We start from the raw sequence: 13,906 nt of genomic DNA on the forward strand, positions 1-13,906 counted from the left end.
GCGGGGGACGTGTCCTGTGCTGCTCCACCTGAACAACGTAGGTCGCGGGGGGCGGGGAATCAGGCGTTGGACACGCGCTTTGGCCGACCTTGGCGTTGCGTTCGATGTCACACGGCCGAAAGGCGCACTGTTCGGACCGACGGAAGTGGCCCGGCCGATCACCTGGTTCGAGCCGGGGGTGGACCCGGGGGTACCGCACGGTTTGAACCGGGGAGGGGCCGGGGCACCGCACGGATCGAACCGGGGAGGGGTCGTAGGGGCCGCATGGTTTGAACCGGGGAAGGGCCGGAGGGACCGCACGGATCGAACCGGAAAGGGACCGCACGGTTTGACCGGGGGAGGGCCCGGAGGCACCGCGCCGCTCGGACGGAGGGAGGGACCCTGGCGGCGGCACGGCCCCAACCAGGTGGGTGGGAGGGACCCGTGAAACCGCACTGTCCGGACCCACCGGGCCGCCCCGTAAACTGGAGAATCGGTCCACTCCGGGACCCGGCCGAACAGCCGAGCCGGACCCGGACGCCCCTGACCCCCTCCTCACTCCAGGAAGTCGCCAAAGTGTCGCTCACGATCGGAATCGTCGGTCTGCCGAATGTCGGCAAGTCGACCCTGTTCAACGCCCTGACCAAGAACGACGTGCTGGCGGCCAACTACCCGTTCGCCACGATCGAGCCGAACGTCGGCGTGGTCGGCGTCCCGGACCCGCGCCTGAACAAGCTCGCGGAGATCTTCAGCTCCCAGCGGCTCCTTCCGGCGACGGTGGACTTCGTGGACATCGCCGGCATCGTCCGGGGCGCTTCGGAGGGCGAGGGCCTGGGCAACAAGTTCCTCGCGAACATCCGTGAGTCCGACGCGATCTGCCAGGTCATCCGGGCCTTCAAGGACGAGAACGTCGTCCACGTCGACGGCAAGGTCTCGCCCAAGGACGACATCGAGACGATCAACACCGAGCTGATCCTCGCCGACCTCCAGTCCGTCGAGAAGGCCGTCCCGCGTCTGACAAAGGAATCCCGTCTCCAGAAGGAGAAGGTCGCGGTCCTCGCCGCGGTCGAGGAGGCCCAGAAGATCCTGGAGTCCGGCCAGACGCTGTTCGCCGCGGGCATCACGGCGGCCACCGAGAAGGGCCGGCTCCTCCACGAGCTGCACCTGCTCACCGTCAAGCCGTTCCTGTACGTCTTCAACGTCGACGAGGACGAACTGGTCGACGAGGACTTCAAGAACGACCAGCGCGCCCTGGTCGCCCCCGCCGAGGCGATCTTCCTGAACGCCAAGATCGAGTCCGAGCTGATCGAGCTCGACGACGACGAGGCCCTCGAACTGCTCCAGTCCATGGGCCAGGAAGAGCCCGGCCTCGCCACCCTCGGCCGCGTCGGCTTCGAGACCCTGGGCCTCCAGACCTACCTCACTGCAGGCCCGAAGGAAGCCCGCGCGTGGACCATCAAGAAGGGCGCCACGGCCCCGGAGGCGGCCGGTGTGATCCACACCGACTTCCAGAAGGGCTTCATCAAGGCGGAGATCGTCTCCTTCGCCGACCTGGTGGAGACCGGCTCGGTCGCCGAGGCCCGCTCCAAGGGCAAGGCCCGCATGGAGGGCAAGGACTACGTCATGCAGGACGGGGACGTGGTGGAGTTCCGCTTCAACGTCTGAGCTGGTGAATGTGCACCATCTCATCCGCGAGGCGCTCGCCCGGACACTGCCCGACGAACCAGCTCCCCGCGGCCCCCGCAGTGGGCGGCTACTGGATCCGCACCAACGACGTCGAGATCGACATCGTTGGTGCGGACCGCGCCCATCGCCAAGGAGCTGCTTTTCCTCGGCTCCATCAAGTGGCTGGAGCGGTCGCCCTTCGACCCGCACGATCTGGCAGCTCTCCATCGACACCGGGCCGCCCTCACCGATGAAACCCGTTCCCGTCGTGGCGGTGTCGCGCAGCGGCGTCGAATCTCCGGGACCCGACGTAACCTGCGGCCCCGGTGATGTAGTGACCGCTTGGCCCCTGTGAGTGGCGGATCGCAGGCGAGGCGAGGGATTTCGTGAGCGGGATGGGGATGGGGCCGAAGATGTCGCGGAGAAGTCCTTCGTACCTTGCCCCCTTGCCTGTCACACCCCGGTCAGGGACTCGACGTCCGCGAACAGGCAGGCGTGAGGGGTCTGGCTCCTTGGAGTCAGGCCCCTGCCCCTGCCCTTGATCGGGTCGTTGCCCGACGCGAGGGCGTGTCGGCGACCTGCCCTGAAGGTCAGGTCCCGCCCTCGTCCTCGTCTTCCTCGTCCTGTGCGCGAGGTGAGGTGGGCCGGTGCGGGCTGTGCGAGGTGTCCCAGTAGTGCGGCGGCACCGTGTCGTCCTCGCTCGGCCGCCACCAGCTGTGGTCCTGTTCACCCGCGCCGCTCTCCGCTGCCTGCGGTGTGGCCCTCCCCTCGGCGCCTTCGGTATCCGGTTCCGCGTCCGCGCCGGCGAACGGTGAGCCGCCGGGGGCCGGGGAGCCCTGTGGCCGGGGTCCCGTGGTGGCGTCGTCGGCCGAAGGTTCTTCCTCCTGCCACTCGGCTCCGGTCTCGTCGGGCGTCGGGAGCACGGTCCGGCGGATCTCCTCCGCGGCCTCGTGCAGCCCGGTCATTTCCAGGCTCAGGATCACACGGTGTACGAGCACCGTGTACTCGTCCGTGTCCGGCTTCAGGCCCGTGGCCTCCAGCAACAGGAGCAGCCGATCCGACACCCCCACTTCCTCCTCGCGGTCGAACATCCCTCCTCCCTGACCGTCTCCATCCCACAGCGGACCCCCGACGGTCGCTCCGCTTCGCGCGTCTACGGGCGGAACGAGTAGATGCCGGAAGAGCTCGGGCACCTCGGCGTCGTTGGCCGCCGCCGAGATCTGGGCGAGCGGGCCGATCATCTCGACCGCCTTCTCGATCTCGTTCTCGTGGCGGGCCAACCACCACACCACCGCGCTGCCCGCGCTCTTGAGCACGTCGTCACCGATATAGCGACGCTTGCTGCGCTCGTGCTCACGCTCGTACTCCCAGACCTCCCCGTCCTTGCGGAGGTCGCTCAACTTCCGCAGGCGCTCGCGGTCAGCGGGAGCGAGAGCCAGCGTCACATCGGCCGCCATGGCCTGCACCCGGCCGCTCCGGTCCTGGAGCGGGACGCACAGCTCCCCCTCCAGGAGATACCGCGCGAAGCTCGCCCGGCCGGGCTCCTCGTGGCGGACGACCTCCAGAGCCCGGCTGACGACCGAGGATTCGGCGAGCGCTGGGGACGCGCCGTCGGACAGCACCGCGTGGTCAAGGACCGGCCTCCACCACACCGTGGCGGAGAAGAGGAAGTCGTAACCGTCCGTCGCGCTCGGCAGCGCCGCGTCGACCACCCGGGTCTCCTGGTACGGCTGTTCCACCGGCGCCGCCGGTGGCTCCGGTTCCCCGGGCTCGTACTGTTCGGCCGGCGCCCGGTCACCGAGTGGGGCAGCCATCACGAGCAGCAGGGAGCCCGATGCCGTCACCGCGGACAGAAAGCCCCACAGCAATGCCGACCAGTGCAGGAGACTTCCGAGCACGGCCGGTGTGAGGCTGCAGACGGCGACGAACAGCAGGCTGGAAACGCGGTGTCTCATCGTGCCTCTTCCGTGGTCAATGGTCCGGTACCCGCGTGCTCCGTGCTCCCCGTGCGGGCGTACTGCGCGTGGTCGATGCGCTGCCAGAGGAGGGCGGCGACGGCCGCCCGGGACGGCTGGGGCGATACGCCCGCCCAACCGCAGGCGATGGCGTAGAGGCGGTGGAGGGCGGCCGCGCGGCCACGTGTCGCCCCGACGATCACGTCCAGCGCCAAGTCCCGCGTGCTGTCGCCCATCACGGCGTTCAGCCAGCTGCGCACCAGCGGGTTCCAGGGCTCTGTCGGCGGCTGCGAGAAGACGGTCTGCCAGCCCAGGAACAGGTCGGGCCACGGCGGCGGATCCGGGGCCCGGTCGCTCCACAACAGCTCGGTGAGCAGCAGGAGATGGGTCTCCGATCCGTGAGGCTCCTGGCGCGTCCGGTCCCGTAGACGGTCGATCAGCAGTCGGTAGAGCCGACGGTCCCGGCCGACGAAGTCGAGAAGCGCCTCCCGGGCTTCGCGGGCCGCCTCCCCCTTCCGTACCGCGAGGTAGTGGAGCCGTACCACCGCTTGATCCGGGTGTGTCGTGCCCAGACTCCGGAGGCAGGTGGTGGTCAGGACGCGGGCAAGGCCGTCCGACAGCGGCCCGGACCTCGCGCACGCGTAGATCCGCCTGCGGAACCATCCGCCGAACTCCTCGTGGGTGAGTCCGAGTTCGAGGCCCGCCACGGCTCGCGGGTCACAAGAAGTCCCGGTCGCGATATCCGCCCAGCGCACCACGAGCTCGAAGAGGTGGGCGGGCTGCCCGATGGCCAGGGACCGTTCGCCGTAGCGGACGACGACGTTCACCCGGTCGTCGGTGGTCAGGCCGTGGAGCCCGGCGGCACGATCGATCCAGTCCCTGAGATCGTCGCGCACTCCGGGGAAGTTCGCCCAGAAGTACGCCCGTACCGCGTCGGCGTAGGCCAGCCGCTCGAAGCGGAGCCGCCCGTCCGTGCCCCGCTCGATGCCGAGTGCCGCCAGCCGCTCACCGAAATCCTTCCGCGCGAGTTCGGTCGTCGTCTCTTCCTCGTGCCGCACCGTCCTCATCAGGCCGTGCCACGCCTCGTAGACGGTGTCGGCGTGGGTCTCCTCGAACATCGCCGTCGCGAGCAGCAGGGCCCGTTCGGGGGTGGTGCGGATCTCGGCCACCTGTCGGCCCACCTCACCGGCACGATCGGTCACCGCGTGCATCGCCTGGTCGAGCCATCCCGCGAAGTCCGCGCCGAACCGCCCGCTGTCACGAGCGGCCCTCACGAGCCCAGCGAGCCGCGCCAGTTCCGCCATGGGGGAGCGGTCGCACAGGCGTTGCAGGTCAGCGTTCCTGAGATCCGCGGAGTGGAAGACCATCCGGTCCATGCGGAGGTGCCGGGTGACGACGGCGATACCCCGGGGGCGTCCCAGCGTCACCGTGTGCGGTTCGAGGTCCGGCGCGTGGGCGTGCGCCATCCCCGAAGGCAGGACGACGACCAGGTGAGCCCCGGCCTCCGTGACCTGTGACCGGCGCACGGCCAGGAGCTGCTGGGCCTTGGCGTACGCCTCTTCGTCGGCGATCCCGGAGAGATCGAGGAGGAATCGGTCCCCTGCGGTGGGGGCAAGGCGGGGCTCGTCCTTCTCCGAGGCGGGAAGTTCCTCGAAACGGGCCCCTTCCTCATCGGCACCGCCGTCCTCGCCGAGCTCGTGCAGCAGCATGATCGCCGCGGCGCGGCGGCCGCTGCCGGGCGGAGCGTCCAGCAGCACCACCGACCCGGGCTTCTCCAAGCGGTCCGCGGCGATGCGGAAGCCCGCTGGACGGGCGAACCGCAGGGACAGACGCACCCGGTCCTCACGGACGATCCGGAGGGGCTCGACCCCCTTGCGGATCATCCAGTCCGAGCCGGCGCCGTAGAAGACGTACTGATGCCCCTCGCCGTTGTTCACCGGGCCGCGGGGATCGTTGACGGTGACGTGGTCCTGCTCGGTCATCGTTCGTCGCCCGAGCGTCGGCGCTCCCGCTCGAAGCGCTGGTGGACCGTACCGCTGTTGTCACCGGCCGTGAACTGGACCCCGGTGTTGTCCCCTTCGAAGTGGGGAGCGTTGTACTGATGCCCTCGGCCGGTGTTCACCGGCCCCTGCGGCTCGTTGACGAAGGTGCCGGACAGGTCTCCGTTGAGGTTTCCGATGCCGCCGCGCACGCGCTGTTCGACGTCGTGCGTCCGCATCCTGGTGTGCCCGGGGTCCTGGGCGGGCGTCTTGCGGGACTTCGCCTCCGCCCCCTCCCGCGACGCCCGGGCGTCGCGGTCCACCGTGCCCAATTCGGGTAACAGCCGGGCGAGGGAGTCACCGAGCGCCGTGAGGTCCGCGTCGGCGTTGCGGTGGTCGAACCGCCTGTACTGGCAGTCCGCCAGCTCCCGCAGATCGTCCGGGAGGACGGCTGGGTCGATCCGGGTGGCCTTTCCGACGAGCACGGGGATCACGAGGATGCCGCGGTCGAGTGCCGTCTCGATCTCACGGCGGGTCCAGTCCTGCTCGGATTCGATGGCGGGGCGGCCGTCGGCACCCCGCACCTCGGTCCAGCGTGGGCCGATCACAGCGAGCAGCGCCTCGCATTCCTCCACCGCCCTGACCAGTTCCGCCGGGAAGCGGTGTCCGAGCTTGATCGAGTTACTGTCGAGGAAGATCCGATCCTTGCCGAACCGCCGGATGAGCTCCCGAGCGATCATGGCTGCAGAGGATTCCTCATCGCCAGTTCGGTAGTTGACGAAGACCTCGGGCATAAAGGTTCCCTTCGTGAGAGGAAGACGGAAGACGGGCTGAGCGGGTACAATCTCGGGCGCTGCGGAGCGGCGACCGAGGCTTGGTGGACCCGGCCGTGATGCCTCGGCCGTGTGAGGGCAGGGGCGTCCGTAGGGATGGCGGTGTGTCAGTGAGTGCGTCTCCGGTCGCGGGCGGCCCGAATAGCCGGGGCGCCGTGGGCGGAATCAGATGAGCCCGCTAGAGATCGTGGGATCCGGAGAGCCGACGGGACCGGGAAGCCCGGTGCCTGGATTGTTTCGAGCCGGCGTCAATCCTGGGCAGGGGCGAGGACACGTGCCAGCGCCGGCTGCAGATCGCTTACGGCCCGGCTGCTTCGGGACCGTGAGAGTTCCCGTGCCAGACGTCGGATGTCGCTGTTCACCGTGGCCGAGGGCACGGCCGGCATCATCCCCAGGAGCTCCCCGGCGATCGCGCATGCGTGCTCGACCTCTCCGGAAGCGGCGTGGGCCAAGGACCTGCGAAAGCCGTACCGGGTGCGATTGCGCAGCGCGTGCGGCGGGAGGCGGTGGCACTCCCGGTCGAGGACCTCGGCGGCAGCCTTGGGGCGACCGAGGTCGTACAGGCACCAGCCGGTGGTCATCGCCACCGGGTCGCTCACATGGGTGGTGCCGATCACCGGCCCGGCGCTGCTGCGGGCGTCTTTGCTGTCGAGCAGTTCCCGCGCCCTGTCGAGGCTGCGGAGGCAGGCACGCTCATCGCCGACGAGCGCGTGTCCCTGTGCCTCCTGCTGGGCTGCGAGTCCTCGGATGCGTGGCGGGATTTTGTCGCTCTGAGCCCGGCGGGCGAGCGTGACAGTGCCTGCGGCGTCTCCGCCGTAGAAGGTGACCAGGGCACGCCGCACGAGTGCGTAAAAACCGAGGTACGGATCACCTCCGGCGCGCGCCAGTTCTGCGGCCTCATCGGTCCAACCGAGGGCGGCGTCGTTTTTACCTGCCTCCTGGGCCATCCAGCCGGTGAACTCCGCGAACCGCGACGCGAGCAGGAGTGCGGGGGCCCGAGTGGCGGATGGGGTGTCGGAGGCCAGCCCGGCGAGCATGCGCGTCTGCGTTTCCAGCAGGGGAAGCAGGACCCTTGGCGCGGTGGACTGACCGAGCTCGCGCAACTGGTCGAACTGCGTACGGAAGGAGGTCAGGAGAGGGTCTGCTGCGGAGGACGGCTGACTGCCCAGTTTCAGGCCCAGGTCGATCAGTGACCCCGTACCCGCCGCGAGGACCGCCCTGCGCCCGACGGCCCAGAGGCTCGGAGTGGCGGGGGATTCGGCAGTGTCCGGGTCGCTCTCGGGGCGGACGACCAGGTTCTGCAGTTCGCCGTTGGCGCCGAGGAAGGCGTCGCACCGCCGTGCAAGGTCGGGGGACGCGGAACGCTCCCCCCGCTCGACCTTGCTGAGGTGTCCCTTGTCGTACGTGAGCGCCACGGAGAACTCGGTCAGGCTGAGCCCCGCCTCCAACCGTAATCGGCGCAGTTCCGGACCAAAACGTAAATTCGTACTCACCATTGGCTCCCTTGGGGCAGCGACCGTGAGAGCTGTGTGCCCTCACGAGGGGCTTTCGTCCGATGTCCAGCTGGATGGGGCGACGACCGACGGCGAACACCCGTTGTGACGGAGTCGTTTCGCTTCGCATCCGAGATCGAGTCTGGCACGAGGTGCGCCTCGGGAATCGAGGTTCGGCGGCGTTGCCTGTTGCCTCTTCCGCTGGTTCTCATCGGCTCTGACCTGTCGGCAGTCCGTGGGAGGGGAGCGAGTGGCGCGGGTGAGCTGACTGCGGCGCAAGGCACGCTGTGCTCCGGTCAGTCCACCAAGCATCCGTGCCGCGTACGCGAAGTGGCCTCGAAGGCTGTCAGCAGGCGTTGCCTGTCGTCGAGCCGGACACCGCTCCGCGCGCCCTTCTCGGAGTCCGGCATCGGTAGCTGCTCGAGTTTGAAGTACGCCGGCCCCAGCGCACCCTTGCAAGGGTGCGACCGCATGACCGCGCCCTGCACGCTGCCGGGGTAGCCCTTGTCCAGGTACGTCTCCTGCAGAGCGGACGGCCCGTAGTACGCGGTCAGGCGGATGCGGTGTCCCTCGGTCGGCAGTTTCAGGGAGCACTCCTCGGTGAGCGCGCGGCCGGCCGGCATCTCCGAAGCCGTCACGAGGCGAAGCCGGGCCGCGTCCCGCGGGGTGGCGACGCCCCGGCAGGTTCCCGTTGTCCGGGTGACGGGGCGGGTCTGCCATGCGGTGCGGTCGACGGTCGAGGGGCGCTGACCGAGCGCCCCTTCGCAACCGAAGCGGTCCGCCGCGCGGCGCGCCGACTCAGTGGTGAAGCGGGCCACGTGAAGCACCTGCTCGGCGGAGAGTTCCCTGATGTCCTCGCGTGCCGAGGCCAGGACGAGGAGGCCCTTGCCGGGCAGCGGCGCGCAGTCGACGAGCACCGCTGCCTCGGGCTGGAGTCCGGCGTGGAACGAGCCGTTCCAGCCGTATCCGATCGGTGCCGCCCCGGTATTCTCCGCCGCTCCGCTCGCGCGGTGGGCCGCAGCCGGACGGAGGGTCAGTTCGAGCTGTACGCCTTCGGATTTCTCGCCCCGGGCCCACGCCGAGCAGAATTCCGTCGCGTGGCCCATCCATTCCCCGGTGTGGCCGCGGAATTCCAGTTCGGCGCCGCCGAAGAACTAACTCCCCGGCCTCCTCCTCCGCCAGCGCTCCCCGGCAGTTCTCGGCGGGGTCCTTGCCCGATTCGTCGTCCCGGAGGCCGAAGCCCCAGACCAGTCCGCCGGCCGTGAGTGCCAGGACCGTCGCTGCCGCTGCTGCCTTGGTCCGTCGTCGTCCGGTCATGGCTGGTTCCTTCTCGGGTGCGGACGGACCTTTTGGCGCGCCCCGGGGTCACCTCGTCTCAAGAGCTTCTTCTGCCGCCGCCCACGGGCCCCGATCGTAGATCGGGCACGCCGGACGGTTCCGCTCGGGTGCAGAAGGGGTAAGTAGCTGAGTAGATCCCCTTGGGGAGGCTGATTCGATGCCGTGGTTCGCTTGGCTGCTCGCCGCCGCGGCGCTCGGAGCTGCGGAGTTCTTCACTCTCACGCTCGTTTTCGGGTTGCTGGCCGGCGCGGCGTTGGTCGCTGCCGTCGTGGCCGGAGTGGGCATCGGCCTGCTCGGACAGCTCGTGGCGCTCGGACTGGCGGCGGCAGCGGGCCTCGCCCTCGTCCGCCCTGTCGCGCTGCGGCACATGGCGCAGGGCCCCCTGACCTACGAGGGCAGCGACGCGCTGATCGGCAAGCGGGCCGAGGTCACGCAGGAGGTCACCGCGACCCACGGCCTGATCAAGATCTCCGGCGAGGAATGGTCCGCTCGCGCTCTCGACGAAAGTCTGGTGATTCCGGTGGGCGCTCTGGTGGACGTCATGGAGATCGAAGGCGCTACAGCCGTGGTGTATCCCCGCGAGCTCCTTCCGTGAACGGCTGAACACCCAGCGAGACAGTACGCGGGAGGACGTAGGAGGAAGTATGGATCCGGTTGTCATCCCGATTCTCGTGGCGGCGATCGTCGTCGTCTTTCTCGTGGCCGCCACCGTACGTATCGTTCCGCAGGCGCGCCGCTACAACATCGAGCGGTTCGGCCGGTACCGCCGGACGCTGCAGCCCGGCCTGAACTTCGTCCTGCCGGTGGCGGACCGGGTCAACACCAAACTCGACGTGCGCGAGCAGGTGTATTCGTCCGACCCAAAGCCGGTGATCACCGAGGACAACCTCGTGGTCAACATCGACACCGTGCTCTACTACCAGATCACCGACCCGCGGGCGGCGGCCTACGAGGTCGCCGACTATCTGCACGCCATCGATCAGCTCACCGTGACCACCCTGCGGAACGTCATCGGCAGCATGGACCTGGAAGGGACGCTCACCTCGCGTGAGGAGATCAACGCCCGGCTCCGTGCCGTCCTCGACGACGCGACCGGGAAGTGGGGCATCCGGGTCAACCGTGTCGAGATCAAGGCCATCGATCCGCCGAACACCATCAAAGAGGCGATGGAGAAGCAGATGCGGGCCGAGCGTGACAAGCGCGCGGCCATCCTGCACGCCGAGGGTGAGCGGCAGGCCAAGATTCTCACCGCGGAGGGCACGAAGCAGAAGGACATCCTGGAGGCGCAGGGCACGCAGCAGGCCATGATCCTCCGGGCGGACGGCGAGTCGAAGGCGGTGGAACTCGTCTTCCAGTCCGTCCACCGCAACAACGCCGACGCGAAGGTCCTGGCCTACAAGTATCTGGAGACGCTCCCGCATCTGGCGCAGAGCGACAACAACACCTTCTGGGTGATCCCGGGCGAGCTGACCGAGGCGATCCGCACCGTCACCAGCGCGTTCGGCGACCAGACGTCGGGCAACGGGCCTCCGCCGGGTGCGCAGCGCGATGACGCGACCGACGCCGACGCCTCGGACAAGGACCATGTCGGGGCCCCGGAGGTCGAGGCGAACTCCACGCTCGCCCTGGACGCTGTCGCGGCCGCCGACGAGGCCGCCAAGCAGGCCGCCGTCGCCGTGAGCGACGCGAAGGCGGAGGCGGAGGCGGCGGGAGAGACGCGACTGCCGGGGCGGGGGGCGGCGTCCGGCGGCTGAGCGGTGGGCTCATGGCCTGGGACCCTGGCCGCTGTGGCAGCCCCGGAGGCCCGGCGGGCCAGCAGCCCTGGCAGCCCCCGGAGGTCCCGAGCCCCCGAGCCGCCGGAGGTCCCGAGCCCCCCCGAGCCCCGGAGTTCCCGAGCCCCGGAGCTCCGGGGCTCGCGAAGCCACCGACTCCCCGCGCCCCGGAGCTCCCGGGCTCGCGAAGCCACCGACTCCCCGCGCCCCGGAGCTCCCGAGCTCGCGAAGCCACCGGATCCCCGAGCCCGGGAGTCTGGGCGTCACCGCCTCTCGCCGTAGGCGCCACCGGTCACCGGTGCGACAGGCACACGCCGACCGGGCCCGGCGCGCCCCTACCGCCTCTCCGCCTCCACCCGCAGTTCCGCCAGTCCCGCCGGCTTCTCCGGGTCCTCCGAGCGGACCGTCACGCGGACCTTGCGTGCCGTGTCGCCCGACAGGTAGGGGCGCCAGAAGCGGCCGTCGAGGGAGGTCTCCACGGTGTGCGAGGCGGGGGCGGTGTCGCTCCAGGCCGGTGTCACGGAGGTGAGCCGGAGGGGTCTCGTGCCCAGGTCCACCGTCAGGGATCCCTCCGCGCCGTCGGGGGACCAGGACGTCGCCGGGGCCCCGTCCACCGCCGCCTCCGCGTACAGGCCCGGGGCCTCGGACGTCGCCGTCACCGGGCGGCAGCGCGCCGCGTCGGCCGTCGGGGTCAGGTCGGGGCGCCGGGTGGGCAGCTCCAGCGTCGAGGAGAGGCGGCGCGGGCCCTTTGCCGTGTGGACCGTGAACGGGGCGCCCGAGGCCAGGCGGACCGTGGTCGTCCGGGGGCCGATCGCGACCTCGTAACTCGCGTCCCGGTACCGCAGGCCCTTCAGCGTGACGCCCTCGTGCAGTTGGGGCGGCAGCGTCGGGTCCAGGCGCACGCCGTCCTCGCGGAGCCTGAGCCCCGTCATGCCGTGCGTGAACACCTGGAGGAAGCCGCCCTTCCCGGTCAGGAAGTCGTCGGCGGGGAAACCGGACAACGGGTCCTCGGCGCCCGCCTTGTCGCCGCGCGCCTCGGAGAACAGCTCGTACGGGCCCCGCATGAAGGGGCGTACCGCGCGCTGGAGGTAGGTGTACGCCGAGCAGCCCGGCTCCCCGATCGCCGCCGCGTCGATCGCGTGGACCGAGTCCGTCATCGCCGGGCCGTCCGGGTCGGTGCGGGCCGCGTAGTAGTCCAGGGTGGCCGCCGCCGCGCCCGGCTCCATCGGCCATTCCAGCGGGTAGGTCAGCAGGACGGTGTCCGCCTGCTTGATCGTGGACCCGTTGTAGCCCGCGTACTGGAGGAAGACCTTCTTCTCCGCGTCGTACGGGATGCGCAGGCCGTCCGCCACCTCGTTCCAGGCGGCGGGCGGGCTCTGGCCGAGGAGCCGGGCGGCGCGGGTCGCGTTGCGCAGCGCGGTGGCGGCGACCGCGTTGGTGAAGACGCCGTCGTCGACGCCGTTGCTGTACTCGTCGGGGCCCGCCACGTCGGTGACGGAGTAGCTGCCGTCCGCGTTCGCCGTGGCGCGCGACTCCCAGAACTCGGCGATGCCCCGGAGCAGGGGCCAGCCCCTCGCCGCCAGCCAGTCGCGGTCGCCGGTGGCCAGGTAGTACTGCCAGACGGCCAGCGAGACATCGCCCTGGAGGTGGTTCTGGGTCAGGCAGTGCGGCGGGTCCCAGCTCTGGCACTCGGAGTCCATACGGCCCCGGCTCGCACTGGTCCACGGGTAGAACAGGCCCCGGTGGCCGTACTCCTCGGCGTTCGCGCGGGCCGCGTCCCGGGTGCGGTAGCGGTACTCGACGACCGAACGCGCCAGCTCCGGTCGGGTGGCCAGCAGTCCCGGGAACATCCACGTCTCGGCGTCCCAGAACACCATGCCCGCGTAGTTGTCACTGGTCAGACCGGCCGGGGCGATGCTGTCCGAGGAGCCGCGCCGGGTGCTCGCCAGCAGCCCGTACTGGGCCGAGCGCAGCCAGCCCTGGAGCCGGCGGTCCCCCGGGACCAGCACATCGGCGGACCAGGCCTCGCGCCAGGCGGCCTCGTTCGCCGCGAAGACCCGGTCCCAGCCGCGCCGTGCCGCCCGGTGCGCCGCCTCGCGGGCGTCCTCGGCCGGGGCGCGGGAAGTCAGGGCGGTGTCGACGCCGACGTACTTCTCGAACGTGTACGTCCGGCCCGCGCGGACCGGGGTCGCCCTCCGGGGCGTACGGGTCCCCGGCCGCAGGGTCTCGACCACGCCCGAGCCGCGCCGCATCGTCTGGGCGAGAGCCCCCTCGATCCCGGTCCCCAGCGTCAGGAACGTGCCGTCCTCGCGCAGCGTGATCCGGCGCGCGCCCCGGTCGTCGAGCCGGCCGGTGATGGTCGCGGTGCCGCTCCAGCGTGGCGTCATCCGCAGGCGTACGGTTCCGGTGTGGACGTCGGACCGGTCGGCCAGCACCTCGTACACGAGGTCGGTGGCCCGGCCGTCGGCCGTCGTCCACCGCAGTGAGGTGCGCACGAGGCCGCAGGAGAGGAAGACCGTCTGCCGGTAGTGCGAGATCCGGCCCGCCGGGGTGTCCGGGCCGAGGATCTCCTCGCCCACGCCCACATCGATGTTCGTCCAGCTCGGCAGCCCGGCGATCACCTCGCGGCCCTCGGAGACGGCCTTGTCCCGGGCGTAGAGCCCGGAGACGAACGCGCCGTCGTAGCGGGGTGTGTAGAGCGGCCAGCCGGTCTTCTCGCCGGTGGCCGCGTAACCGGCTCCGGCCGGGGGGACCCGATGGCCGAGGTAGCCGTTGCCGATGTACGGGTCGTAGCCGGCGGCCTCCCCGAAACGGGTGGATGTCGGTGCCCAGGAGGTCCCGGGACCGCCCTGACCGGCCGTCATGCCGCAAGCGGGCACGGCCGGTCAGGGC

The 13,906-nt window shown here is 70.5% G+C and carries 9 protein-coding genes and 1 pseudogene; 4 read left to right on the forward strand and 6 right to left on the reverse strand.

Annotated features, from left to right (window positions below; translation table 11 throughout):
* The first annotated feature begins 555 nt into the window (after nt 1–555).
* Both ychF and HET64_RS39285 read left to right on the forward strand, forming a co-directional pair.
* The gene (gene ychF, locus HET64_RS27025; protein WP_215109773.1) at nt 556–1,644 is read left to right on the forward strand and encodes a redox-regulated ATPase YchF; all 1,089 of its coding nucleotides are present in this window, start codon (nt 556–558) and stop codon (nt 1,642–1,644) included.
* 16 nt (nt 1,645–1,660) lie between these two features.
* Nucleotides 1,661–1,999: pseudogene (locus tag HET64_RS39285) on the forward strand (ATP-binding protein); the annotation flags it as partial.
* Nucleotides 2,000–2,234: 235 nt separating this feature from the next.
* Here HET64_RS39285 and HET64_RS27030 read toward each other — a convergent pair.
* From HET64_RS27030 to HET64_RS27050, 5 genes are all read right to left on the reverse strand, one after another.
* On the reverse strand, nt 2,235–3,599 hold the full coding sequence (locus HET64_RS27030) for a hypothetical protein (RefSeq protein WP_215109774.1): 1,365 nt from the start codon (nt 3,597–3,599) through the stop codon (nt 2,235–2,237).
* Nucleotides 3,596–5,581 carry a hypothetical protein gene (locus HET64_RS27035; protein ID WP_215109775.1) on the reverse strand — a complete coding sequence of 662 codons (1,986 nt, stop codon included), beginning with the start codon at nt 5,579–5,581 and terminating at the stop codon, nt 3,596–3,598. Before HET64_RS27035 ends, HET64_RS27030 begins: the two co-directional genes overlap by 4 nt.
* Entirely contained in the window at nt 5,578–6,372 is a 795-nt protein-coding gene (locus tag HET64_RS27040) for a toll/interleukin-1 receptor domain-containing protein (protein WP_215109776.1), read from the reverse strand. Before HET64_RS27040 ends, HET64_RS27035 begins: the two co-directional genes overlap by 4 nt.
* 287 nt (nt 6,373–6,659) lie before the next feature.
* Nucleotides 6,660–7,907, reverse strand: coding sequence for a helix-turn-helix transcriptional regulator (locus tag HET64_RS27045; protein ID WP_215109777.1), 1,248 nt, complete (start codon nt 7,905–7,907; stop codon nt 6,660–6,662).
* A gap of 293 nt (nt 7,908–8,200) precedes the next feature.
* A complete protein-coding gene (locus HET64_RS27050) occupies nt 8,201–9,010 on the reverse strand; it encodes a hypothetical protein (protein WP_251145928.1) in 810 nt (269 codons plus the stop codon).
* A gap of 389 nt (nt 9,011–9,399) precedes the next feature.
* Between HET64_RS27050 and HET64_RS27055 the strand changes: the two genes are divergently transcribed.
* Together HET64_RS27055 and HET64_RS27060 are read left to right on the forward strand one after the other, a co-directional pair.
* The gene (locus HET64_RS27055; protein ID WP_215109778.1) at nt 9,400–9,837 is read left to right on the forward strand and encodes an NfeD family protein; all 438 of its coding nucleotides are present in this window, start codon (nt 9,400–9,402) and stop codon (nt 9,835–9,837) included.
* Nucleotides 9,838–9,886: 49 nt separating this feature from the next.
* A complete protein-coding gene (locus HET64_RS27060) occupies nt 9,887–10,996 on the forward strand; it encodes an SPFH domain-containing protein (RefSeq protein WP_215109779.1) in 1,110 nt (369 codons plus the stop codon).
* A gap of 353 nt (nt 10,997–11,349) precedes the next feature.
* On the opposite strand, the gene HET64_RS27065 is transcribed toward HET64_RS27060, so the two are convergent.
* The gene (locus HET64_RS27065; RefSeq protein ID WP_251145929.1) at nt 11,350–13,878 is read right to left on the reverse strand and encodes a glycosyl hydrolase family 65 protein; all 2,529 of its coding nucleotides are present in this window, start codon (nt 13,876–13,878) and stop codon (nt 11,350–11,352) included.
* Between the last annotated feature and the right edge of the window lie 28 nt (nt 13,879–13,906).

This window comes from Streptomyces sp. McG3 (assembly GCF_018619185.1).
Classification (GTDB): domain Bacteria; phylum Actinomycetota; class Actinomycetes; order Streptomycetales; family Streptomycetaceae; genus Streptomyces.